Annotated in this window: 23 protein-coding genes and 1 tRNA gene; 7 read left to right on the forward strand and 17 right to left on the reverse strand. The window is 72.8% G+C overall.

Annotation, left to right across the window (positions count from 1 at the left end):
- Window positions 1–2 precede the first annotated feature (2 nt).
- From ACFULQ_RS38805 to ACFULQ_RS38835, 7 genes are all read right to left on the reverse strand, one after another.
- The gene (locus ACFULQ_RS38805) at window positions 3–1,214 is read right to left on the reverse strand and encodes a serine hydrolase domain-containing protein (RefSeq protein ID WP_383553525.1); all 1,212 of its coding nucleotides are present in this window, start codon (window positions 1,212–1,214) and stop codon (window positions 3–5) included.
- Window positions 1,211–2,167: a DUF6895 family protein gene (locus ACFULQ_RS38810; RefSeq protein ID WP_383553528.1), complete on the reverse strand. Its 957-nt coding sequence runs from the start codon at window positions 2,165–2,167 to the stop codon at window positions 1,211–1,213. Before ACFULQ_RS38810 ends, ACFULQ_RS38805 begins: the two co-directional genes overlap by 4 nt.
- Complete coding sequence (locus ACFULQ_RS38815; protein WP_383553530.1) at window positions 2,164–3,117, reverse strand: DUF6895 family protein; 954 nt, start codon at window positions 3,115–3,117, stop codon at window positions 2,164–2,166. Before ACFULQ_RS38815 ends, ACFULQ_RS38810 begins: the two co-directional genes overlap by 4 nt.
- The gene (locus ACFULQ_RS38820) at window positions 3,114–3,827 is read right to left on the reverse strand and encodes a hypothetical protein (RefSeq protein ID WP_383553533.1); all 714 of its coding nucleotides are present in this window, start codon (window positions 3,825–3,827) and stop codon (window positions 3,114–3,116) included. The genes ACFULQ_RS38815 and ACFULQ_RS38820 overlap by 4 nt, the downstream gene beginning before the upstream one ends.
- Before the next feature lie 13 nt (window positions 3,828–3,840).
- Complete coding sequence (locus ACFULQ_RS38825; protein WP_020136474.1) at window positions 3,841–4,029, reverse strand: hypothetical protein; 189 nt, start codon at window positions 4,027–4,029, stop codon at window positions 3,841–3,843.
- 102 nt (window positions 4,030–4,131) lie between these two features.
- Window positions 4,132–5,508: a hypothetical protein gene (locus tag ACFULQ_RS38830; RefSeq protein WP_383553536.1), complete on the reverse strand. Its 1,377-nt coding sequence runs from the start codon at window positions 5,506–5,508 to the stop codon at window positions 4,132–4,134.
- An 80-nt stretch (window positions 5,509–5,588) separates the two neighbouring features.
- Window positions 5,589–6,359, reverse strand: coding sequence for a DUF4097 family beta strand repeat-containing protein (locus tag ACFULQ_RS38835; protein WP_383553538.1), 771 nt, complete (start codon window positions 6,357–6,359; stop codon window positions 5,589–5,591).
- Between the two features lie 264 nt (window positions 6,360–6,623).
- On the opposite strand from ACFULQ_RS38835, the gene ACFULQ_RS38840 reads away from it, so the two are divergent.
- Window positions 6,624–6,695 (forward strand) — tRNA-Val (locus ACFULQ_RS38840).
- Between the two features lie 64 nt (window positions 6,696–6,759).
- On the opposite strand, the gene ACFULQ_RS38845 is transcribed toward ACFULQ_RS38840, so the two are convergent.
- Window positions 6,760–7,104: a hypothetical protein gene (locus ACFULQ_RS38845; protein ID WP_383553541.1), complete on the reverse strand. Its 345-nt coding sequence runs from the start codon at window positions 7,102–7,104 to the stop codon at window positions 6,760–6,762.
- 172 nt (window positions 7,105–7,276) lie between these two features.
- On the opposite strand from ACFULQ_RS38845, the gene ACFULQ_RS38850 reads away from it, so the two are divergent.
- Window positions 7,277–7,702, forward strand: coding sequence for a DUF6003 family protein (locus ACFULQ_RS38850; protein ID WP_383553544.1), 426 nt, complete (start codon window positions 7,277–7,279; stop codon window positions 7,700–7,702).
- Between the two features lie 222 nt (window positions 7,703–7,924).
- On the opposite strand, the gene ACFULQ_RS38855 is transcribed toward ACFULQ_RS38850, so the two are convergent.
- From ACFULQ_RS38855 to ACFULQ_RS38865, 3 genes are read right to left on the reverse strand one after another with little or no spacing between them, the layout of a single operon-like run.
- Window positions 7,925–8,890 carry a YihY/virulence factor BrkB family protein gene (locus tag ACFULQ_RS38855; protein ID WP_383553547.1) on the reverse strand — a complete coding sequence of 322 codons (966 nt, stop codon included), beginning with the start codon at window positions 8,888–8,890 and terminating at the stop codon, window positions 7,925–7,927.
- Window positions 8,891–8,947: 57 nt separating this feature from the next.
- Entirely contained in the window at window positions 8,948–9,496 is a 549-nt protein-coding gene (locus ACFULQ_RS38860) for a YciI family protein (RefSeq protein WP_383553550.1), read from the reverse strand.
- A gap of 42 nt (window positions 9,497–9,538) precedes the next feature.
- A complete protein-coding gene (locus ACFULQ_RS38865) occupies window positions 9,539–10,330 on the reverse strand; it encodes a hypothetical protein (protein ID WP_383553552.1) in 792 nt (263 codons plus the stop codon).
- 35 nt (window positions 10,331–10,365) lie between these two features.
- Between ACFULQ_RS38865 and ACFULQ_RS38870 the strand changes: the two genes are divergently transcribed.
- From ACFULQ_RS38870 to ACFULQ_RS38880, 3 genes are all read left to right on the forward strand, one after another.
- A complete protein-coding gene (locus ACFULQ_RS38870; RefSeq protein WP_383553555.1) occupies window positions 10,366–11,616 on the forward strand; it encodes an MFS transporter in 1,251 nt (416 codons plus the stop codon).
- Window positions 11,617–11,660: 44 nt separating this feature from the next.
- Window positions 11,661–12,191 carry a GNAT family N-acetyltransferase gene (locus ACFULQ_RS38875; RefSeq protein ID WP_383553557.1) on the forward strand — a complete coding sequence of 177 codons (531 nt, stop codon included), beginning with the start codon at window positions 11,661–11,663 and terminating at the stop codon, window positions 12,189–12,191.
- A gap of 102 nt (window positions 12,192–12,293) precedes the next feature.
- Window positions 12,294–12,524: a DUF2277 domain-containing protein gene (locus ACFULQ_RS38880; protein WP_383553560.1), complete on the forward strand. Its 231-nt coding sequence runs from the start codon at window positions 12,294–12,296 to the stop codon at window positions 12,522–12,524.
- 490 nt (window positions 12,525–13,014) lie between these two features.
- On the opposite strand, the gene ACFULQ_RS38885 is transcribed toward ACFULQ_RS38880, so the two are convergent.
- The 5 genes from ACFULQ_RS38885 to ACFULQ_RS38905 form a co-directional block, all read right to left on the reverse strand.
- Complete coding sequence (locus ACFULQ_RS38885) at window positions 13,015–13,620, reverse strand: DedA family protein (RefSeq protein WP_383553563.1); 606 nt, start codon at window positions 13,618–13,620, stop codon at window positions 13,015–13,017.
- Window positions 13,621–13,810: 190 nt separating this feature from the next.
- Window positions 13,811–14,257: a DoxX family protein gene (locus ACFULQ_RS38890; protein ID WP_383553566.1), complete on the reverse strand. Its 447-nt coding sequence runs from the start codon at window positions 14,255–14,257 to the stop codon at window positions 13,811–13,813.
- Between the two features lie 87 nt (window positions 14,258–14,344).
- Window positions 14,345–16,312, reverse strand: a complete 1,968-nt coding sequence (locus ACFULQ_RS38895; RefSeq protein WP_383553569.1) for an FAD/NAD(P)-binding protein — start codon at window positions 16,310–16,312, stop codon at window positions 14,345–14,347.
- Between the two features lie 186 nt (window positions 16,313–16,498).
- Window positions 16,499–18,169 carry an alkaline phosphatase D family protein gene (locus ACFULQ_RS38900; protein WP_383553572.1) on the reverse strand — a complete coding sequence of 557 codons (1,671 nt, stop codon included), beginning with the start codon at window positions 18,167–18,169 and terminating at the stop codon, window positions 16,499–16,501.
- A 71-nt stretch (window positions 18,170–18,240) separates the two neighbouring features.
- Complete coding sequence (locus ACFULQ_RS38905) at window positions 18,241–18,885, reverse strand: HNH endonuclease family protein (protein ID WP_383553574.1); 645 nt, start codon at window positions 18,883–18,885, stop codon at window positions 18,241–18,243.
- A 347-nt stretch (window positions 18,886–19,232) separates the two neighbouring features.
- Between ACFULQ_RS38905 and ACFULQ_RS38910 the strand changes: the two genes are divergently transcribed.
- Together ACFULQ_RS38910 and ACFULQ_RS38915 are read left to right on the forward strand one after the other, a co-directional pair.
- Window positions 19,233–19,814, forward strand: a complete 582-nt coding sequence (locus ACFULQ_RS38910; RefSeq protein ID WP_383553576.1) for a TMEM165/GDT1 family protein — start codon at window positions 19,233–19,235, stop codon at window positions 19,812–19,814.
- Window positions 19,815–19,971: 157 nt separating this feature from the next.
- Entirely contained in the window at window positions 19,972–20,637 is a 666-nt protein-coding gene (locus tag ACFULQ_RS38915) for an HAD-IA family hydrolase (RefSeq protein WP_383553579.1), read from the forward strand.
- Between the two features lie 314 nt (window positions 20,638–20,951).
- On the opposite strand, the gene ACFULQ_RS38920 is transcribed toward ACFULQ_RS38915, so the two are convergent.
- Window positions 20,952–21,911 (reverse strand): peptidoglycan-binding domain-containing protein, encoded by a 960-nt coding sequence (locus ACFULQ_RS38920; RefSeq protein ID WP_383553581.1) that lies wholly within the window; start codon window positions 21,909–21,911, stop codon window positions 20,952–20,954.
- Between the last annotated feature and the right edge of the window lie 17 nt (window positions 21,912–21,928).

The following is a 21,928-nucleotide window of genomic DNA, read 5'->3' on the forward strand; positions in this document are numbered from 1 at the left end:
CGCTACAGCTCGGCCAGCAGGGCGTAAGCCGTCGGCACGAAGGCGTCGGCGGCGCGGAAGCGGCGGGTGCACAGGGCCGCCAGCGCCGTGCCGGTGTCGGGCCGGAAGCCCAGGAAGGCCTGCTGGCCGAGGGTGGCGCCACCGTGGAAGTACATCGGACCCTGGTCTGTGGGGTGTTGGAACCAGGCCACGGTGTGCACATGCCGGTGCCCGATCCCGCGCCGGAGCACCGGGCGGCGGACCGCGCGCAGCGCACCCGTCAGGGGCCGGTCCGACGGATCCAGATGCGCTTCGAGGAACGCGAGCAGGTCGTGCGGGGCGGACCGGACGGCGCCGGCCGCCTGGAAGCCGCCGACGGCCAACGGGGGCACGGGTGTCGTGCCGTCCTTGCGGTGTCCGGTGGCGTCGGTGCCCGGTCCGCCGGGGGAGAGGGCGGCGCCGCTCAGCCCCAGGGGGCGCAGCAGCTGACCCGTGAGCAGCTCGTCCCACGGGGTGCCGGTCACCGCCACCAGGGCGTGACCGAGGACGGCGACACCGAAGTTGGAGTAGTGCCAGCGGGTGCCGGGCCGGTGGCGGCGCCCGTGGCGGCGTCGGTGGCGTTCGTGGCGCAGGAAGGCGTCGATCACGCGCTCGGCCGGATAGCGGGCGTAGGGGTTGGTGCGCCAGGCCGGCAGCGCCCGGACGAAGAAGTCGGCGGGCAGGGCGGGCAGTCCGGCGGTGTGGGTGATCAGATGCGCGAGGGTGACGGGGTCCTCGCCGGGGCGCCGGGCCGGATCCAGCAGGGCGGCGGCGGGCAGGCCCGCGGACAGCGTCCCGGTTCGGGTCAGGTGGGCCAGCAGCAGTCCGGTGAAGGTCTTGGAGGCCGAGCCCAGTTCGTAGCGCAGCCGGTCGCGCGGGACGGGCGGGGGCGGTGCGGTGCCGCCGGTGCGCACGGTGCGGTGACCGTGCCGGGAGACGGCGAAGACCACGTCGGGCGCGTCCACGGCGTCGACGGCGGCGTCGAGCCGCCGCCGCAGCTCCTCGTCGTCGGCGGGTGCGTCCGGGGTGGGGTCGTCGGGCGGGAGTACGGCTGGCGGGAGCGGGCCGGGCGGGAGTACGGCGGGCGGGAGTGCGCCGGTGATCTCGAGCGGGCCGGTGGAGTCGAGCGGGTCGCTGACGTCGAGCGGATCGCCGGGCCAGGGCGCGGGACGGGCCGGGTGAGCGCCGGCTGTCATGACGGTGTCCGTGTCGTCCGGGTCGTCGGTGTCGTCCGCGCCGTCCGTGTCATCCGCGTCAACGCGCGGGAGGTGGCCAGGACGGAGGCGAACGCGGCGACCAGCGTCGGGTGGTAGACGATGTCGAAGACCTCGTCGGGCTCACCCTCGGGCATCCCGCGGACCGCGGGCATCGCGCCGTCGGGTTGCTGGGCGGCCGCGAAGCCCTCCCACGCCCGCTCGTCGAGGCTGGGCTCGGGCAGACAGGCGTCGACGACGAGCAGTTCACCGAGCAGGTCCCAGCGGCGCAGGTCGAGCCAGTCGTCCAGCCAGACCGGCAGCCAGTGGGCGAGATAGTCGGCGATCCCGGCCGGCAGCCCGTCGGGGTTCTCCCCCCAGTCGGTGAGGTGGAAGACGGTGTGGGTGATGTCGTAGGCGGTATGCCCTTCCACCGTCCAGGGTTCGGGGGAACGGCCCAGCCAGGTCGCGCCGACGAGGTCCGCCTCCGGCGGCCGGGGCGGCAGGCCGAAGCGGCGCTGGAAGGCGGACAGGCCGAGGCGGCGGACCGGCGCCATCTCCAGCGCCTCGAAGCTGCCCAGCCGTTGGTTGAGCCGGAAGGCCCGCTCGGCCTCGGGGCAGCTGTATCCCAGTTCCCAGAACGGCAGATACACCTCGAAGGGGATCGGCGACAGGGGCTCCACCTGCTGGCCGCGCACCAGCATCCGGCCGCCGTCCAGGGTGCGGCACCAGGCGTGGTCGATCAACTGCCGTGCCAGCGCGGCCTGTCGGGACCCGGCCACCCCCTCCCGGAACAACACCTTGCAGATGAGGGCGAGTTCGCCGACCGGTTTGAAGCGCTCCAGGAAGCCGACCTCGGGGTCGACGTCCAACTCCAGCCGGAATCCCTCGCGGTGGGCGTGCAGCCACTCCAGGGCTCCGACGCCGACCTGGTGGACGAGACGCGTGTTGTTCATCCCGGCCCTCCCTGTCCGCCGTTCGCCTCCCGGAGCCGGTCGAGGGTCAGCGCCGCGGCGAAGGCCGTCATCAACGTCGAGTGGTAGCAGTCGAGGAAGGCGGGGGCGGTCGTACGACTGCCTCGGCCGCCGACCTCCGGGACGGCGCCGGAGTCGTCCTGGGCCACCGCGAGTTTCCCCCAGGCCTCCTGGAGCAGGGCGCGCTCGGGCGGGCCCGGCAGGCTGCTGGCCACGGCCAGGAGTTCGCAGCACAGGTCCCACTGCTCGTCCTCCAGGCAGGTGTCGAGCCAGGGTGGCAGCCAGTGCCGCAGGTACTCCGCGACCGGCGCCGGCACGGCCTGCGGGTTCAGGCCCCAGTCGGTGAGATGGAAGATCACGTGGGTGAGCGTGTAGCCGGCGGCGAGTTCGAAGGTCCACGGCTCCGGCAGTCCGGCGAGCCAGGTGCGCTCCAGCGCCCGCCCCATGTCCTCGTGCTGCGCGAGGCCGCTGCGGCGCTCGGAGTTGAGCACGCTCAGGCGCCGGTTGGGTTCCTGCTCCGTGACCTGCCAGCCGCGGGTGCGGGCCACCGTCGCGGTGGCGTCCTCGTAGCGCTCGTGCCGCAGGCCCGCCGACGCGAACGCCGCGTAGACCTCCAGCGGATACGTCGCGAAGGGTTCGAGGCGCTGCAACTCCGCGAACAGGGCGCCCCGCCCGGTCTGTTGCCACGCGAAGGCCAGCAGGTCGGAGGCCACCACGTGGAGCGGATCGGTCCGTTCGGTGTGCCGCCGTACGCAGACGCACACCTGGGCCAGCTCGCCGAGGGGCTTCCAGGTGGTGTTCACGTCGCCGTGCTCGGCGAGCGCGTCCTCGTCGAGCGCGAAGCCGTCGCGGTGGGCGGACACCCAGCTCAGTGCGGCCTCGCCCAGCTGCCGGACCCCGCGGGCGGGGCGGACCTCGGGGGCCGCCGTCACACCAGTACCCCGGTGCGCATCAGTTGGGCGGCCCGCACCTGGAACGCCACGCGGGCGTCCTCGCCGCCCATCTGCGCCACGAACTCCAGCCCGGTGTCCAGGCCCAGAGTCGGTGGCACACCGTCGAGGAGGACCAGCCAGCGTCCCGCCCCGGCCGCCTGGAGCCAGTCGCGGCGGCGGACCGCCCGGACGAATCCCCGGGCCACGTCGACCGGGCGGGCGCGCGCCACCCGAGCCACCGCGCAGTCCTCGCCGGGCAGCGCGAGGGGGGCGAGCACGGCGAGTTGGTGGGTCAGGAACTGCCACGGGGCCTCCTCCAGCCACTCCGCCCCGGGCTCGGTCCCCTCGTCCGGTGCGCCGTCGAGGCCGGCGTCCAGCCGCAGCAGCGCCCGTCGCATCGCCCAGTGGCTCCACACCGAGGTGGGAGGGGCTTCGGCGGGTGGCGGGTAGGCGTGAACGGCCTTGCTGAACACGGTGAGATCGTCCGGCTCGGGGGGCGCGCAGCGCAGCAGCACGCTCGGCAGGACGACATCGGCTCCCACCACGCGTACGGCGGCCAGCGCCGGGTCGGCGGTCGCCTGGGGGCCGTTGCCGCCCCCGACCGTGCCTGCCGGCCGGAAGCGGTCTCCGCTCCGGAGAGCGGAGACCAGTTCCGACATGAGGCCCTGCACCGCGCCCGCGAGGCGGGTCGAAGCGCCTGACTGCTCCATGCGGGTTCTCCCGTCAGCCCTTCTTCGGCCGTGGCGTCGGAGGCGACAGCAGGAGGTTGCTCGACGAGGACGTCAGAGCGAGCGCCGCGCACTGGCGGCTGTCGCGGTAGTAACCGTCGGCCTCGACCGGGTCGAGAGCCGCTTCGACGTCGATGCCCTGGACCTCGGTGAGGTCGTCGAGCTGGAACTCGGTGGAAGACATACCACCATCTCCTTTTTGAGAGATATGCGGGTCTAGTTCCATGTCACCGCATCGTGGCGATCTATGCAAAAAAGGGTGAAATGTCCAAAATGGACTACGGGCTCAGTGCGCTCCGCCGCGCTCCTCGCGGATCTGGGAGACCACCCGCGCCACCGACTGCCGGACCGCTTCCGTCTCGGTGAGAAAGTGCCAGTAGTCGGGGTGACGGCCCTCCAGCGTGCCGATCGCCCGGTCCAGCCGGGCCACCGCGTCGTCCAGGGGGCGGGCATGGCGGGGGTCGGGGGTGTTGCGGCCGGCCATGGCCAGACGCTGGGCGTCCCGGATGGCGAAGCGGGTGCGGTCGATCTCCTGCTGGGGGTCCTTCTGCACGGCGTTGAGGCGGCGCAGCCGGTCGCCGGCCGCGGAGACGGCCTCGTCGGTGGTGTTGAGCAGGGCGCGGACCGTGGAGAGCAGCGAGGTGGCGTCCGGCCAGCGCTGTTCGTCGCGCGCGGCCCGGGCCTCGCGGAGCTTCAGCTCGGCCTGCCGGACGTTCTCCGCGGCCTGGTCCGGGACGTGCTGGAGGTCCTGCCAGCAGGCGGCGGTGAACCTGCGGCGCAGTTCGCTGAGCACCGGGTCGACCTGGCCGGCCCGGGTGGTCAGGGCCTCGGCACGGGTGCGCAGGGAGACGAGCCGGTGGTCGATCTCCGCGGCCCGCTCCGGCAGCCGCTCGGCCTCGGCCCGGATCGCCCCGGACTCCCGGGCCACCCGCTCGGCCCGCTCCAGGGTCTGCGGCACGCCGTGCTGACCCGCGCCCTGGTTGAGCCTGGTCAACTCCGGTCCGAGGGCGGCGAGCCGGGCCGCGAGGTCGTCCGCCTTCAGCCCCGACTCCCGTACGGCGTCCAGGGCGTTGGAGGCGGCCAGCAGCCCCTGCCGGGCGCGCTCCACGGCCGGGGCGAGCCGGGCCAGCTGGGTCTCGGCCTTGCCGAGCAGCGGACCGAGGCTGTCGCCGAAACGGTCCAGCTCCTTCTTGACGTTGCCGAGGTCGTCCTTGGCCCGGGTGAGCTCGGTACGCGCGTGGGCGGCGACCGAGGCCTCCAGGTCGTCCCGGTCGAGGTCATGGGCGTCGACGGCCTCGATGTAGCGGTGGCTCGCCTCGTCGATGCGCCCGCTGATCGCCTGGAAGTCGGCGACCGCGCGCCGGGCGGCGGGGGAGTCGTCGACGGCCGTGATGGTCTCTATCGAGATCCGCAGGTCCCGCTGGGCGGTGTCCAGCTCGTAGAACGCGGCCGCGGCGGCGTCCTTGGCCGCCTGCGCCTCGGCCCGCTGGCTCTCCGCGCGCCCGCCGAACCAGCGCCGCGTGCCGCCGCCGGCGAACGCGGCGGGCAGCACGAGGGCGGCCAGCAACGGCAGTCCGGCCAGCGTGAGGGTGTCCCTGAGCGCCTGGCGGTGTGCGCGCGGCCTCGACGGCGACAAGTACGGCTGCTTCGGTGTCGCCGTCACATCCCTCTCCCGTGCTGTGTTCCGTCCTGGCGGTGCCCGGTGCCATTCTCCCACCGGTGAAGGACGAACACACGGGCCGGTCAGTTCGCGGTTCGCACGGTGATCTTCCCGTCTCCGCTCCTAGCGGACACGACGTGCGCGCTGGAGTCGGAGCGGGGCACGGACACGTCGACCCCTCCGTCACCGGTCCTGGTGTCCACGCGGTAGGTGGCCTTCGGCAGCGAGACCGTCACGGAGCCGTCGCCGCTGCGGGTCTCCACCCGGTCCGGTACGGCGCGCAGTTCGAGGTGGACCGAGCCGTCGCCGGTGCGGGCGGTCACCCGGCGGGAGGTGACCTCCGCGTGTATCGAGCCGTCGCTCGTGTGCAGGTCCAGCGGCCCGCCGGCGTCGGTGACCCGCACCGAGCCGTCGCCGGTGCTGATGCTCAGCGGCTGGGTGAACCCGCGTGCCCGCACGCTGCCGTCGCCGTCCTCGACCTTCACGGCGATGTCCCGGGGCACCTCGATGCGGTGCTTGGCGGCGCAGTCGGCCACGACACCGCTGCACTTCATCCGCAGCTTCAGCCGGTCGTCCTTCATCGACCAGGTCACCTCGGGGTCCTTGCCGACGGCGACGGTCCCCTGGAACCAGCGGGTCACCTGGATCGAGCCCGACTTGTTGGCGTCGGCGGCGACGATCTCCAGCGCCGAGTCGTCGGAGTCGATGGTGAGGGTGCGGCCCTGGAGGGCGAAGGACTTGTGGTCGGGGGTCTTGTCGTCCCCGGCGGAGGCGCCGCAGGCGGTGGCCCCGGCGACGACGAGCGCGACGACCCCGGCCGCGACGGCGGCACGTGCGGGAACGGAACGGACCATGACGATCTCCCCCTGTACTTGCCCTGGCGGGCGGCCGCGGGCACGCTGCCCTGACCGGTGGCCGCGGGCACGCTGCCCTGGCCGGTGGCCGCGGGCACTCCGCGACCCTGCTTCGACCCTAGGGACGGGGCCGGCCCGGGGGGATCCGGGCCGCTCCCGGATCCGGGGTGGGGTTTTCCCCCGTACCGACCCTGACCCCGGCGGCTGCGCGAGTAAGGGTTTGCAGGACAGGGCCCGCGGCAAGGTAGGCTGTCGACTCGTCTCGGGTGCGTAGCTCAGGGGTAGAGCGCCTGCCTTACAAGCAGGATGTCGGCGGTTCGAAACCGTCCGCGCCCACACCAGGAAGACCCCGGCCGATCCCGGCCGGGGTCTTTTCGTGTTCGCCGGACTCCTCGCGCCGTCAGTCGGTGCCCGGTGCGCCGGATTCGTGCGCGTGCTTCAGCTCGGAGCGGGCGTCCACGCGCTCCGGCGAGGCCACCTCCGTCCAGAAGCGGTGGGTGGTGACGAAGACCGCGAGTTCGTGTTCGCGCTGCCGGAGCTTCTCCACCTCGGCCTGTTCGTCCGGGGTCCAGCCGGGGGAGGCGGGGCGCTCCACCTTCCGCCAGCCGGTGTCGTCGCTGAAGCCGTCCAGGGGCGCGACCGACCAGGGGAGCCGCTTGAGCAGGGCCGACAGCTCGGCCCGGACCTGATGCAGCTCCTCCTGACCGGCGAGGAGGTCACTCGGAAAGTCATAGGTCGTAGCCACGGCACAATGCTACGCCTGTTCGATTTTGGGTGGCGAGTGTCTTCTGGGGGTTCACGCGAACGGGTGTGCCGACGGGGCGGGAGCGGGCGGTAATCCGGCCGAGGCGGGGTAATGGGACGTCGATCAGCCGCTGTTGAGAAATCGATCAGCCCGTGCGGAGAGGGAGCCGAGGATGACCGACGACGCCTACCTGTTCCTGCTTGACGACCCGTCCGTGCCGCTCGGCGTGTCGCCCGCCGCCGTCGGGGAGCTGGCCTGCATGGAGACGCCCGCGGTCCGCGCGTGGCTGGACGCGCAGGGCAGCACACCCACGTCCCCGCGGCTGCGGCTGCTGCCGCCGGAGGAGAACGGTGCCGTGCCCGAGGGGGCCGAACGGCTGCCGGTCCCGCTGAGCGACGAGGAACTGCGCCGCGTCCGCCACCTGACCGCCCCCGAGTCCCTCGCCCGGGTCGAGGAGGAACTGCTCGCCTACCGCGACACCGCGGACGGCCGGGACGACCTGATCGGCCGCGCACTGGCCGCGGGTGTGCCTCCGCACCGCATCGTCGAACTGACGGGAGTGGACCCGGCGACGGTGACCGCGGCGGCGGGGGGCTGAGGAGCGGGGCGGGGGCGGGGGTGGGGGCCGGCTGCGGTCACGTGGGTCATGGTCGGGCCGTAGGCATTGGGATCGTCGTCCGGTCCGGTCGCAGTCACCGGGACCCGCGTCCGGGCTCGGTCGCCGGGTAACCGTCCGGCCGTAGCCACCCGAATCGCGTCCGGCCGCAGACCCGGGGACCATCCGGCCATAACCCGGACCCGCTTGAATCGCCGCCCCGCCTCACTCACCCGGGCCCGGGTCCGGATGGACGGCCGACTCGATGCCCGCGCGGGCCGCTTCCAGTTGGGCGGCGAAGGCGATGCCGAGGAAGAGGGCGATCGCGGTCAGGTTGGCCCACAGGAGCAGGGCGATGAAGGCCGTGAGCGGCCCGTACACGGCACCGAAGGCACCGCTCTCCTCGACGTACAGCGCGAGCAGCCAGGTGGCCGCAACCCACAGCAGCAGATGCACGGCCGAGCCGAAGGCCAGCCAGGTGTAACCGGGCTGCACCCGGCGCGGCGACCAGCGGAAGATCACCGCGGAGGCCACCCAGGCCAGCGCCAGCCCCACGGGCACGTCGAGGACGCTCCACCAGCGCGGCCCGCCGCCCTCCCCGCCGAGCGTCCGGGCCACCGCGTCGCCCACCGCCTCCCCGGCCACGAGCACGACGAAGCCCAGCACCAGCGGCAGCCCCGCGGCGAGCGCGAGCACGATCCCGCGCCCGTACTTGCGCGGGAAGGGACGGTCGCGCTCGATGCCGTAGATCCGGTTGGCGCCGCGTTCGATCTGGCCCATGGCCGAGGCGAGGTTCAGCAGCGCGAAGCCGAGGCCCAGCCAGAGGGCGAGCGTGCTCCAGACACTGCCGTGCGCGGTGCGCCGCGTCCCCTCGAAGGCCTCCTCGACGATGTCGGCGCTGGCGCCCGGCACGATCCGGCCGAGCGTCAGCTCGATGATCCGGCCCACGCTCTCCGTGTGCACCGAGGTGGCGAGGCCCACCAGCGCCACCGTGCACGGCACCAGCCCGAGCACCACCTGGAAGGCGAGGGCCCGCGCGTTGGTGAAGCCGTCCGCGTACCGGAACCGCGCGAAGGAGTCGGTGAGCAGCCGCAACCCCCCGTAGTGGCGCAGGGCGGCGAACGCCTCGTCTCCCGAGAGTTCGTCCCCGATCATGTCCCGGGTCTGCGGGACGTGGACGGCGGTACCCATGGCGCTCCTCGTCGTACGTCGGCTCCCTGTGCACCTGCCCCGTGAACCGGGTTTGTGTCAGCGACGTCCGCCGAACTCCCACCCGTAGACCTCCACGGACGCGTACCGCTCCCGGGTCAGCACGGCCCGTGCCTGTTCCGGGTCCGCGGCACGGACCAGGGCCGCGGTGCCCAGCCAGGCGGTCGCGTCGTCGGACAGCAGCGGGCCGTACGCGATCAGGTCGTCCTCGGCGGTCGGTACGGCGAGGTCGGCGGCCTCTCCCGAGCCGAGACCGAGCACCAGGTACCGGTCGTCACCGGTCCGGCCGCCCGGGAACTCCCACATGGTGCGGCCCAGCAGGTTGCGCCAGCGGCGCAGCAGCACGTCCCGGTAGGCGCCGGCCTGGTAGTTCGGCTCGTCGAAGGCGAACGCGCGGGCGGCGGCGGGATCGGGCAGGTCGACGATGTGCACACTGCCGGTGAGCGTCTCCCCGTCGGTGCTGAACGTCGGCCCCCGCGCGATCAGTTCGGCCTCGTACCCGTCCATATAGGCCCAGTGCGCTTCCGTCAGCTCCTCACGCAGGGGAAGGGAGCCGGGCCGGTCACGGTGATAACAGAAGAACTCCATGACCCCAGAGCCTCACCCACCACGGGCGCCGCCTCAACGGCATTACGCGGAGGGCGTGTTCACCAACTCCACGAACATCGGCGCCAGCCGGGCGGCGAGGTCGGGACGGGAGCGTTCGAGTTCGGCCGTGGCGGCGCCGATCGCGGCGGTCAGAGCACGATCGAGTTCCGTTGCGGTCAGCGAGCGCACGAGAGACCCCTCCAACTCGGCCGAGAGGTCGTCCGGGAGCAGATGGGCGCCCTTCGCGTACGCGTGCGCGTGCCCGAGCCGCAGACAGGCCAGGGTGATCACGTGGTCCCGCAGACCACTGATCCAGTGCTCGGCCTGCCACCGGCGACCGCGCTCCACGCACACGCGCGCGTGGAGCGCGTGATGCCACAGGAGACCGACCAGGGTGTCGCCGTCCGGTGCCGCGAAGGGCTCCGGGGTGCGCGGCCGGCCGAACACCGTCCGCCATTGCGGGCCCCGCGGCCCGAACTCGGCCTCTGGTGCGAACGTCAGGTCGATCTCCAGCCAGCCCGGCAGGAGGAACACGCGCACGACGGCGGCGCCGACCGGCAGGTCCCAGTGGTGCCGGGAGCCGAGGTCGTCGTAGAGCCAGTCGGTCCACCGGCGCAGGGTCGGCGCGAGGTCGCCCTCGACGGCGAGGACCAAATCCGTGTCCGACCAGCGGTCGCCCTCCCCGACGGCGTACGAGCCGGTGAAGGCGGCGCCCACGACGGCGTCGTCGGCTTGGGCGCGGGCGAGCAATCGCCCTCTGAGGCGGTCCCGTTCCTCGACCGTGAACATCGCGTGGCCCCACTTCCGTCCAAGCCTCGCCGCTTCTTTGTCCATGGACCGGTGCTTGGTCGGCGCGCGAGGGTCGGTCCATGATTTCGGATCCTGGGAGTGTCGTGCATAGGCGGGCGAGCGGGTCCCGGCGGACACCGGCCGGGCTCCTCGCTCTGGCTGTCGGTGGGTTCGGGATCGGGTTGACCGAGTTTCTGATCGCGGGGTTGTTGCCGCAGGTGGCGTCGGAATTTCGGGTGAGCGAGGCTGCCGCGGGGTGGCTGATCTCCGGGTACGCGTTGAGTGTCGCGGTCGGTGCGATCGTGCTGACCGCCGCCACGGCTCGGCTGCCCCGCAAGCGGGTGCTGGTCGGTCTTGTCGTCCTGTTCGTCGTCGGCAACCTGCTGTCGGCGGTCGCGCCGAGCTACCGCGTGATGCTGCTCGGACGGATCGTCGCGGCCCTGTGCCACGGTTCGTTCTTCGGCATCGGCTCCCTCGTCGCGCGCGGTCTCGTCGCCCCCGACCGCAAGTCCCGCGCGGTGGCCGTCATGTTCGCAGGACTGACGGTCGCGAACGTCCTGGGCGTGCCGTTCGGTGCGTTGGTCGGGGAGCGCTGGGGCTGGCGGGCCGCCTTCTGGGCGGTCACCGCGATCGGCGTTCTCGCGCTCGCGGGAATCGCCGCGTACGTGCCGAGCGGGGCCGGGAACACACCGCCCGCCGAGCCCGCGCCGCCCACCGGACTGCGCGACCAGGTGGGCGCGTTCCGGTCCGGGCAGGTGTGGCTGACCCTGGCGGCCACCGCGCTCGGCTACGGCGGGATGTTCGGTGCGTTCAGCTACCTCGCCTACACCTTCACCGAGGTCGGCGGCTTCTCCTCGACGGATGTCGCCTGGCTGCTGATGGTCTACGGCGTCGGCCTGGTCGTCGGGAACCTGCTCGGCGGACGGGCCGCCGACCGCGACCGTGACCGCACGCTGGTCCTGGCTCTGACCGGGCTCACCGTCACCCTGACCCTGTTCGGACTGCTGGCCGCCAGTGCCACGGCCTCGGTGCTCCTGGTGTTCCTGATGGGCGTGTTCGCGTTCGCCGCCGTGCCCGGCATGATCACGCGCGTCACCGACTACGCGCAGGGCGCGGTCCTGGCCGCCGGCGCCAACGTGTCGGCGTCCAACCTCGGCAACGCGCTGGGCGCCTGGGCCGGCGGCCTCGCCATCACCGCCGGCCTCGGCTACGCCGCTCCCCTCTACGTCGGCGCGGCCATCGCCCTGACCTCGGTCGCGGTCATGGCAGTGGCGGCGCGTCGGGCGAGGCCGGCCGGGCGTGAGGAGCAGGGGGCGGTCGTACGGCGATGACGTGACGGGGGGCGTTGTCAGACCCCGCCCCTACTGTGGGGGGCATGGCTGCGGTGGAGGCGGATGTGCAGGTGCAGCGAGTGGAGCAGGTGCGGCTGGTGCCCTGGGGGGAGGGTGACTTCTGGCTGCTGGAGCGGACCAACAGTCCCGAGATGACCGCGCACCTGGGCGGGCCCGAGAGCGAGGAGAAGCTCGTCGCGCGGCATCGGCGGTATGTCGAGCTGTCGGCGGGACAGATGTACCGGGTCACGCTGGCGGAGAGCCGGGAGACGGTCGGCTCGATCGGGTTCTGGGAGCGCGAGTGGGCGGGCGCGTCGGTGTGGGAGACCGGGTGGGGGATCCTGCCGGAGTTCCAAGGGCGGGGGCTGGCCGCGCGGGCGGCCCAGGCGCTCATCGCGGAGGCGCGGGGCGCGGGCGGACACCGGTACCTGCACGCGTTCCCGAGCGTGGAGCACACGGCGTCGAACGGGGTCTGCCGCCGGGCGGGCTTCACGCTGCTCGGCCAGGCCGAGTTCGAGTACCCGAAGGGGCACTGGCTCACGTCCAACGACTGGCGGTTCGATCTGGAGAGGTGATTCACGGTCGGCCCCGGACTCGGTGGCCGCCTCGCCGAGGATCATGGATTTCGGCAGGAGCGGACGGAAGCGCCGATCCGCTCCGGGAGGGAGACTGTCGGTATGTGCCGCAGTATCAAGACGCTTCGTCCGCCCGTGCTGCCCGAGGAGGCGACGGAGGAGGAGATCCGGGCCGCCGCCCTCCAGTACGTGCGCAAGGTCTCGGGCTTCCGCGCCCCGGCAGCGCACAACCAGGAGGTCTTCGACCGAGCCGTGGAGGTGATCGCCGAGGCAACCGCAGAGCTCCTCGCAGGCCTGGAGATCCGCGGCGCCACGCGCCGAGAGGCGAGCTGAGCGAGGCCCCGGGACTTGCGCAGCCCGACGAACCCGCCCGCCGACGAAAACCAAGCGGGTCGGGGCGAGCTGGGCGGCGCGTGAGCCGGCCCTGAGGTGCGCGCCGGGCAGAGCGTGCGGGGGTGGCCATGGCCGGGGCGTCCCCGGCGCTGGGGTGAGCGTGTTCGAGGCGCGCTGGGTTTGGGGGAGCGGGGCCCTGGCGTATGCGTGCTGGGGTGGCGACCTGGCCGTGGGGTGGCCGGCCCGTGAAGTGAGTCGGGGGAGCGCGTTCGGGGCGGCCTGGGCCGGAGTGAGCCTGTTCAAGGCGTGCTGGGTCTGGGGGCGCGCGGCCCCGGCCTGAGCGTGCCGAGGTGACCTCGCCCTGGACTGAGCCGAGCCTGTCCGAGGTCAACCTGGGGATGGGGAAGCTAACAAGCCCGGGTGGTAATGGTCAGCCTCGCTGGGGGAGGTCAGGGGAGTCGGCCAGCCGCTCTCTCCCACCCGCCGGGCCCTAGCGGGCCGTTTCCGGGCGGCGGCGCATTACGTATGTCGCTCCCGCGCCCGCTCCGAACAGTGCTGCCACCGATACCCCGGTCGCCAGCCATGTCGCCCCCAGCCAGTGCGCGCCGAAGTAGCCGAGGGCGACGCTGTACGCGGCCCAGGAGAGGCCGGCGAGGGCGGACCAGGGGAGGAAGTCCCGGGCTCGGCGCTGGGCCGTGCCGGCGAGGAGGGAGACCACCGAGCGGCCGGCCGGGGCGAAGCGGGCCAGTACCACCAAGGCGCCGCCCCCCGCGGCCAGCGCCTCGCCGAGACGTTCCTGCGCGGTGGTGAGCCGGCGGGAGCGGGCGATGGCGCGGTCGAGGCGTTCGCCGCCCCGGAAGGCGAGGCGGTACGCCGCGAGGTCGCCGAGGACGGACGCGGTCGTGGCGCACAGGATGAGGGACAGCACGTCGGGGACCCGCCCGGTCGCCGCACTGCCCGCGGCCGCCGCCGTCGCGGCCGTGATGACCAGCACCCCGCTCGGCAGCAGCGGCACGAACACGTCGAGGAGTACCGACAGCGCGACCATGGCGTAGATCCATGGACTGCCGGTCAGCGACCCCAGACTCTCCAACACCGCGACTCCCCGTGATTCCCCCGTAGACAGCCATACAGCGTACGCGCGGTGTGTGACAGGAGATTTACGGGGGGCTCATGAGTTGGACGCAGCATGTTCACCCGCCTGCCGGGTCCGGAAGTGAACGGGGCCTGCCGAACGTGCCGGTGCCCTCCCCACGGACGTGAGGAGGGCACCGTACGACGTCGGCTCAGACGGTCACCGGCTCGGCGGCCGGCTTCCTCTCCGTCGCCGAGCGCTTCGCGAACAGTCGGTCCAGGCCGAACGCTCCGGACCCGGTGAAGACCAGCAGCAGGAAGGCCCAGCAGAACATCGCCGCGGCCTCACCGCCGTTCTCCATGGGCCACAGGGCCGCCGGCTGGTGGACCTTGAAGTACGCGTACGCCATGGATCCCGCCGCGACGAGCGCGGCGACGCGCGTGCCCAGGCCGAGCAGCACGAAGGCCCCGCCGACGAGCTGGATCACGGCCGCGTACCAGCCGGGCCAGGTACCGGCTTCAAGGGTGCCACCGGTGCCCGCGGCACCGCCGAGGACGCCGAAGAGCGAGGCGGCGCCGTGACAGAGGAAGAGCAGGCCGACGACGATGCGGTACAGGCCGAGGGCGTATGGCTGGGCGCTGTTGAGGCGTCCGGTCATGTGGGGGACTCCTTCGGTCGGGTCGGTCCCACGAGGGGGGTCGCCCCAGGGGGATGGGACCGAGTGAGTCATCCACGTTAGGTGTCCCTAATCAATGCTTGCAAGTTCAACATTTGGCCACTGATTCGCCTCAGGTGCCCCTTCCGTTTCGCTCGCCGCCGCACGTAGAACGGCTCTCGCCACCGCGTCGGCGTCCGAAAGCGTGACCGAATCCACACCTGGGCGGGCGCCCGCCGCGGTCACCCAGTGCACTCCCTCGGTCGGCACCCCGAAAGCGAACCTCCTTGCGTGGAAGTGCCCTTGACGATCCATCAGGTGGTACGGGCGCCGGGTCACTTCCAGTCCGCCGGTCTCGTGGCCGTCCACCGTGTGCGGTCGGCAGCGGCCCGTCTTCAGCAGCCCGGTGAGCAGGTCGTCGGCCGTGCGGCGCAGATCGGGCTCCGGGAGGCGCGCCTCTATCAGGGTCGTCACCCGCACGGCGGACCCCGGCACCCCGGGTGAGCGGGCCAGCCAGGCGCCCTCCGCCTCGCGGACCTCCAGGCCGGGGCCCAGCACCTCCACCGCGCCCGCCTCGATCAGGGCCGTGAGCTCCTCGACGCGGCGCCGGGGCGGGCCGATGGAGAGGAAGGCGTTGAGCGGGGTGTACCAGCGGTCCAGGTGGTCCCTGCGCGAGGCGCCGGTGAGGCCGCCGTGGTCGACGATCTGCCGCAGCTCGTTGCGCAGGTCCCGCAGGACGTCCAGGGCCGCCTTCAGAGGCCCCTCTACGTTGCCGCGCGCGGCCTCGGCCGCGTCCTCGCGGAGGTGGCGCAGGAGCCAGGTCCGCCAGGCGCCGGGATCGCTGAAGGTCCGTCCGGTGTACGGCCGTGAGACGCGGTCCCAGGACCAGCGCGCGGCGTGCGGGATGCCGAACTCGTCCAGTACGGCGGCCTCTTCGGGGCTGCGAGGGGCCGCGGCCAGGAAGCGGCCCCGGAAGCCATCCCGGTAGTGGTCCCGAACGCGGTCCCCGAACTCCGCGTTCGCCGCCTCGCCCCCCGACTCCCGCTCCCCGACGAGGACTTCGTAGTAGACCGTCTCCACCTCCTTCGCCACCAGCGGCCATATCTCCGCGAGGAAGTCGGGGGCGTCACCGGAGTCGGCGCGTTTGCGGAAGCGGGCGATCGTGTCGTCGGTGAGGACGCGGGGGCGGTGCCGGCCGTAGGGGCCCTTGGCGTTGTCGCCGCGTGCCTGGTACGGGATGCCGCGGCGCGAACCGGCGTACAGGCGCGGCTCGTTGCCGGAGGGGAGATAGCGCAGGCCGCCGGTGTCCGCCCGGACGAAGCGGCCGCCGCGGCCGGTCGTCAGCAGGGCCAGGTGGTCGAAGAAGTTCAGGCCGAGCCCCCGCAGCAGGACGGGTTCGCCGGCCGCGACGGGGGAGAGGTCCACGTCGGCCGGGTTCGCGGGCGGGACGTGGCGGAGGCCGTGCCGCTCGGCGTGGGCGGTGTGGCGCCGCTGGGCCGCGTCGGCGACGACCGGCAGATGCCCCTGGGTGAGGACGACGGCCGACAGCCCGTCCAGGGTCGTCCCGTCGTCCAGCGTCACCGCCTGGCGCCCTTTGGCGGTGTCGTCGAGCCGCACGGCCCGCGCTCTGTGCACCTCGACCCGCACACCGCCCGGCGCCTGCCGCACGGTCCGGGTGAACACCCACTCCAGGTAGCGCCCGTACTGCGCCCGGGCCGGGTAGTCGTCGGGTCCGAGCCGCTCACCGGGCCGTTCGCTCGCCCACTCGTACAGGCTCGGCCCCGGTCGTACCGGCCCCGAGCAGTCCACGCTGTCGTCGGTGAACAGGGTCACCTGGGACGCCACCGTGTTCATCAGCAGCTCGGGGGACTGGGTGGGGCGCCAGACCCGGCCGGGACCCGGTGGGGACGGGTCGACGACGTGGACGGTCAAGTCGGTGCCGGGCGGGAGGAGTTCGGGGGCGGAGGCGCAGAGGCGTTCCAGGACGCTGGTGCCGCGGGGCCCCGCGCCGACCAGGGCGACGGAGACGGGCGGACAAGCCGTGGTGGGTGGGGGCAAGGGCGGCACTCCCGGGCGGGTGGGGCGCGTGGTGGAGCCATGGAGCTCCACCGGAAGCGGAGGGTCCGCCTCATCATGCCGTCAGGGCCACGGGAGGACCGGCGCTGGGGGCCTGGGAGCCCGGACTGTGGGACGTCTCACGCCCACCACGCGCCGACGTCACCCCAACTGCCCCGAAAGGAAGCCTTATTGGGCGAGTCGGGACTTCTTGTGTCCGCTTTCCCCGGTCAGTTCGGACTCCGACACCGTCAGCAGCCGGGTCCGACCCTGGCCCGACTCCCGCGCCTGCTCCAGCCGCAGCTTCGCCGAACGCCCGTTCAGCGTCAGCGTCATGAGCTGGTTGCCGAACCACGGCCCGCCCGTGTGCCGCCAGGAGACCGGCGGCTGCTCGCAGCGACCGTGCCGCGCCAGCCGCCGCCCCAGCGCCCGTGCCGTCGCGCTCCAGCCGAAGCGGAAGCCGAACCGGATGTAGCCGGGGACGGAGTTGTGCACGGGGGAGCAGGTGAGCTGGAGGACCCGCGCGTCCGGGCCGCCGGTGTGCCACTTCGGCTCGGCCACGTACGCGTGGTGCACGTCCCCCGACAGCACCAGCACCGTCGCCGGCGCCTCGGGCCCGGAGCCCACCTCGGCGATCAGGTCCGCCAGCGCGGCGAAGGACCGCGGGAACGCCGCCCAGTGCTCCAGGTCCGCCTTGCGCCGCAGATCCTCCCCGAACCGGGCCCAGCGCGCCCCGCGCTCCCCCCGGCACAGCGCCGCGTCCCAGGCCTCGGCGTCGTGCACCAGATGCGGCAGCAGCCAGGGCAGCGAGGTGCCGAGCAGGAGATGGTCGTAGGAGGAACGCTCCTGGAGCACCTGTTCGCGCAGCCACGCGGCCTCGCCGGGGTCGAGCATCGAGCGGTTCTGCTCCTCCAGGACGCGGGCCGCGCGGGAGTCGACCATGAGCAGCCGCACCCGGCCGAAGTCGCGCCGGTAGCTCCAGCGCACGGAGGCGGCGTCGGCGTCGGCCTTGCAGGCGAAGGCGCGCAACTCGTCGGTGCCGTCGGGGGATTGCCGTACGGCGGCGTAGAGCGGGTCGGCGGCCAGCTCGGCCGGGGGGAGGTTGCCCAGGTGCTGGTAGACCCAGTACGACATCAGGCCGCTCAGCAGGCGCTCCCGCCACCAGGAGACGGCGCGCATGTCCTCCAGCCAGGACGCTGAGGTGTTCCAATCATCGATCACGTCGTGGTCGTCGAAGATCATGCAGCTGGGCACGGTGGACAGCAGCCAGCGCACCTCGGGGTCGAGCCAGGACTCGTAGTAGAGGTGGGTGTACTCCTCGTAGTCCGCCACCTGGTCGCCCGGCGGGTCGCGCAGGTCGCGGCGGGCGGCCAGCCAGCGCTGGGTGGCTGGGGAGGTCTCGTCGGCGTAGACCTGGTCGCCCAACAGCAGGAGGACGTCGGGGCGTTCGCCGTCCGGGTCGGCGGCGATCCGGGACGCGAGGGTGTCGAGGGCGTCCGGGCCCACCGGGTCCTTCTCGCCCTCCGGGGGCGCGGCCCAGCGGCAGGAGCCGAAGGCGACACGGACGGCGGCGTCCGCGGCGGGCGTGTGGATGGCCGACGGCGGGAACGGCGAGTCGGGCAGCGGCCACACGCGGGTGCCGTCCAGGAACACCTCGTAGGAGCGGGTCGTGCCGGGGGTGAAGCCCTCGACCGGGACGAGGGCGTAGTAGTGGCCCGCGATCTGGAAGGTGTCGGACGCGCCGGCGGTGCCGTCCGAGCACCGCACCTCGGCGGTGCACGGACGGCTCGTCTCGACCCACACGGTCGCGGACGAGCCGTCGACGTACCTGAGCAGGGGGCCAAGCCGCAGATCGGTCACGTGATCCTCCTCCGTCGCCCCGTACGGTACGGAACGACGGAGGTCCGCGGGGAGGTTCCGGCGCGGAATCGTCAGCAGTTCGCGAGGTAGCTGGTGAGCGCGCTCTTCTCCGCCGAGTCGACGGAGAGGTCGTAGTAGTACTTCACCTGGACCCAGGCGCGGACGTAGGTGCAGCGGTACGAGGTGACGGACGGCATCCAGGTGGCCGGGTCCTGGTCGCCCTTGGCCTGGTTGACGTTGTCGGTGACCGCGATGAGCTGCGGGCGGGTCAGGTCGTTGGCGAAGGACTGGCGCCGGGCGGTGGTCCAGGCGCTGGCGCCGGAGTCCCAGGCCTCGGCCAGCGGCACGAGGTGGTCGATGTCGAGGTCGGAGGCGGCGGTCCAGGTGGCGCCGTCGTAGGGGGAGTACCAGCTGCCGCTGGTGGAGGCGCAGGCGGAGTCGGTGACGACGTTCGAGCCGTCGCGCTTGAGGACCGTCTCACGGGTGTTGCAGGTGCCGGAGATGGTGATCCAGTGCGGGAACAGGTCCCGGTCGTATCCGGTGCGGTTCTCGGTCGCCACGGTGAGCGAGGCGAGGTAGGTACGAGCGGTGGCCGCGCTGACCGGGGTGGGGAGGGCGGCGGAGGCGGACGGGCCGTTGAGGATCGCGACGGAGGCTATGAGGGCGGTGAGGGCTCCGAGTATGCTGAGTCGTCGACGCGCGTAGAACTTCGGCATGCGAACTCCCTTGGGGGGCGGGGGTGTTGGAGCGCGAGCGAGGGAATGCTCGCGACTCGGTGTTGCCGGGAGGTGTGCGGTCGGTAAGAAGTTAGTGACGCGTACATGACACGACAAGGTTTACGGCGAAACGATCACGTAGACTTGACCGGAGTTGAAGGGGAGTAGCTCTTCGCCGGACCGTCGACATACTGCTCAGCTCGTCTGAGCCGGCGCCCGGAGGCAGATCTTCAGGGATCGGCCAGCGAGACCTTCGGCCAGTAGTGCACTGACTGTGTGCTGCCGTGCCGAGGTGTCGTTTCGCAGGAACACTCTCGGTGGGGCAGCCCCCGACCGATTGAGGACCCTTGATCAGCATCACCGTGACGGCCGTCGTGTTCGGCGTCGTCTTCCTCGCCGAACTGCCCGACAAGACCGCGCTCGCCGGCCTCGTCCTGGGCACCCGCTACCGCGCCTCCTACGTCTTCGCGGGCGTCGCCGCCGCCTTCGCGCTGCATGTCGCGCTCGCCGTCGCGGCCGGCAGTGTGCTGACCCTGCTGCCGCAGCAGATCGTGCAGGCGATCACCGGCGTGCTCTTCCTGGGCGGCGCGGCCGTCCTGCTGCTGAAGAAGGACGACGGCGAGGAGGAGATCCGCAAGCCCGAGGACCAGTCCTTCTGGAAGGTCGCCGGGGCCGGGTTCATGCTCATCCTGGTCGCCGAGTTCGGCGACCTCACCCAGATCATGACCGCCAACCTCGCGGCCCGTTACGACGACCCGCTCTCCGTCGGCCTCGGCGCGGTGCTCGCGCTGTGGGCGGTGGCCGGACTCGGGATCGTGGGCGGAAAGGCCCTGATGAAGCGGGTGCCGCTGAAGCTGATCACCAAGGTCGCGGCGCTGCTGATGCTGGCGCTCGGGCTGTGGAGCCTGTGGGAGGCCGTGGCCGGCTGAGCTGAACGGTGGGTGAACAGTTCCGGGTGGTTCCCGAAGGCGGTGGCGAGAACCCCTCGCTGTTTTGTACCGTAGAGAAACAAAGTGGCTCCCGCCCGTTTTCCCTGACCGGCGGGCGGGGCCGCCTTGTCCCTCTCGACCGCACTTGGAGTTGCCGATGACGGCCGCCGTGTCCACCGTGCTCACCGCCCGTGCCCTCCTGCTCGACATGGACGGCACCCTCGTCAATTCCGACGCCGTGGTGGAGCGCATCTGGCGCCGCTGGGCCGACCGGCACGGACTCGACGGCGACGAGGTCATGAAGGTCGTCCACGGCCGCCAGGGCCACGCCTCGATGGCGCTCCTGCTGCCCGAACGCCCCGTGGAGCAGAACCTCGCGGACAACGCGCGCATGCTCGCCGAGGAGACCGCGGACATGGACGGCGTGGTGGCGGTGCCGGGGGCGCCCGAGTTCCTCGCGTCCCTGCGGGGACTGCCGCACGCGCTCGTGACCTCGGCCGACGTCCCGCTGTCCACGGCCAGGATGGCGGCGGCGGGGCTCGCGCTGCCGGAGGTCCGGATCACCGCCGAGTCCGTGGGGGCGAGCAAGCCGGACCCCGAGGGTTTCCTGAAGGGGGCGGCGGAGCTGGGCGTCGCGCCCGCGGACTGCGTGGTCTTCGAGGACTCCGGGGCGGGGATCGCGGCCGGGAAGGCGGCGGGGATGAAGGTGGTCGGGGTGGGGCCGCGGGCGGGGCTGCATGGGCCGGATGTGACGGTGGGGGATCTGACGGAGGTGCGGGTGGAGGGGCTCGTGGGTGGGGGGATTCGGCTGCGGGTTGGTTAGGGGCGGGCGTCTGTTGGGCGGGGGGAATCGGGTGCCGTCGGTTGGGGGGGCGGTGGGATTCGGGTGCGCGTCGGTTAGGGGCGGTGCTCGGTTGGGAGCGGTGGGCGGCTGCGCGTCGGTTAGGGGCGTGGTCGGCTGGGCGTGGTAGTCGGCTGCGCGTCCGTTGGGTGGGGTGTTCGGCTGCTGTCGGTAGGGCGCGGTAGTCGTCGGTTGGGTACGGCGTTCGGCTGTACGGCGGCCGGGCGCGGGATTCGGCTGTACTGCGGCCGGGCGTGGCCCTCTGAGGCGCCCCGGGCCTGCGGCACCCAGCCGGCCTAGGGCTCCGACGTCTCCGACTCCAGGTGCTGCCGGGTCACCAGGTCGTACACGCCGTACTCCGCGGGCTGGACCCCCCGCGCCCACTGGTAGCGGCGCACCGCGTCCTCGACGCCCTCGTTGTAGTGGCCGCTCGCCTTCCTCGTGTACAGCCCGAGCTGGGTGAGGCGCAGTTCGAGTTCGACGACCTCGGGTCCCTCCGACCCCCGCCGCAGCACCTGCGGGGCCGCCTCCCGGGCCGCGTCCGAGTCGGCCGCCGAGTCCGTCGCCGTGGTGGCCGTCGGGGTGGGCGTGGGTGCCGTCGACCGGGACGGGCTCGGTGAGGCACTGGACACCGACGGGGACGGCGAGGCCGACGGGCTCGCGCTCGCCGTCCGTGACGGGGGTGCGGCGGGCGGTCGTACGGACTGGGTGGTTGGCGGCGGTGACGCCGACGCCGGGGTGGTCGTCGCATCGGGGACGGCCGGTCGTACGTCCTGCGGTGCCGCCTCGTCCCGGGACGGCGACTCGTACGAGAACAGTCCGCTGGCGATGCCGGCCGCGGCGACCACGGCCACGACCGCTCCTGCCGTGGCGAGGAGGACCGTGCGGCGGCGGGGGCGGTGGGGGTGCTCGGCGGTGGGTGTGTCGGGGGTGGCCTGGGTGTCCGCCTGGAAGGGGCTCAGGTCTGCGGGGAGGGCCCTTGTCTCGTGGGGCTCAGGTGCGGGTGCGGGCGGGACGGGCCGTAGGGGCATCGTCTGCTCGGTGGGGGGCACCTGGGGTACGGGGGTGGTCTCGTCGTCCAGGTCCACGTACGGGCGTATGCGGAGCGGGTCGAAGTCCTCCGCCGCGGCCGCCTCCGCGGTGCGCGCCTCGCGGAGCGCGTCCGCCGCGCGCTCGGTGCAGCCGCAGGACGGGGTGTTGTCGGCCCCTCTGGGTGCCCCGCACTCCGGGCACAGATGACTGTTCGACTCCGCCATGTGTTCGTCCCTCCCCT

The sequence above is a fragment of the Streptomyces sp. NPDC057253 genome (assembly GCF_042669125.1).
Classification (GTDB): Bacteria; Actinomycetota; Actinomycetes; order Streptomycetales; family Streptomycetaceae; genus Streptomyces.

Coding starts and splice junctions, on each gene's coding strand:
- ACFULQ_RS38810 (WP_383553528.1), bottom strand. CDS start 2,167: ATGAACAACACGCGTCTCGTCCACCAGGTCGGCGTCGGAGCCCTGGAG.
- ACFULQ_RS38865 (WP_383553552.1), bottom strand. CDS start 10,330: ATGGACAAAGAAGCGGCGAGGCTTGGACGGAAGTGGGGCCACGCGATG.
- ACFULQ_RS38820 (WP_383553533.1), bottom strand. CDS start 3,827: ATGGAGCAGTCAGGCGCTTCGACCCGCCTCGCGGGCGCGGTGCAGGGC.
- ACFULQ_RS38805 (WP_383553525.1), bottom strand. CDS start 1,214: ATGACAGCCGGCGCTCACCCGGCCCGTCCCGCGCCCTGGCCCGGCGAT.
- ACFULQ_RS38835 (WP_383553538.1), bottom strand. CDS start 6,359: ATGGTCCGTTCCGTTCCCGCACGTGCCGCCGTCGCGGCCGGGGTCGTC.
- ACFULQ_RS38850 (WP_383553544.1), top strand. CDS start 7,277: ATGACCGACGACGCCTACCTGTTCCTGCTTGACGACCCGTCCGTGCCG.
- ACFULQ_RS38920 (WP_383553581.1), bottom strand. CDS start 21,911: ATGGCGGAGTCGAACAGTCATCTGTGCCCGGAGTGCGGGGCACCCAGA.
- ACFULQ_RS38915 (WP_383553579.1), top strand. CDS start 19,972: ATGACGGCCGCCGTGTCCACCGTGCTCACCGCCCGTGCCCTCCTGCTC.
- ACFULQ_RS38825 (WP_020136474.1), bottom strand. CDS start 4,029: ATGTCTTCCACCGAGTTCCAGCTCGACGACCTCACCGAGGTCCAGGGC.
- ACFULQ_RS38905 (WP_383553574.1), bottom strand. CDS start 18,885: ATGCCGAAGTTCTACGCGCGTCGACGACTCAGCATACTCGGAGCCCTC.
- ACFULQ_RS38855 (WP_383553547.1), bottom strand. CDS start 8,890: ATGGGTACCGCCGTCCACGTCCCGCAGACCCGGGACATGATCGGGGAC.
- ACFULQ_RS38870 (WP_383553555.1), top strand. CDS start 10,366: ATGATTTCGGATCCTGGGAGTGTCGTGCATAGGCGGGCGAGCGGGTCC.
- ACFULQ_RS38875 (WP_383553557.1), top strand. CDS start 11,661: ATGGCTGCGGTGGAGGCGGATGTGCAGGTGCAGCGAGTGGAGCAGGTG.
- ACFULQ_RS38880 (WP_383553560.1), top strand. CDS start 12,294: ATGTGCCGCAGTATCAAGACGCTTCGTCCGCCCGTGCTGCCCGAGGAG.
- ACFULQ_RS38860 (WP_383553550.1), bottom strand. CDS start 9,496: ATGGAGTTCTTCTGTTATCACCGTGACCGGCCCGGCTCCCTTCCCCTG.
- ACFULQ_RS38890 (WP_383553566.1), bottom strand. CDS start 14,257: ATGACCGGACGCCTCAACAGCGCCCAGCCATACGCCCTCGGCCTGTAC.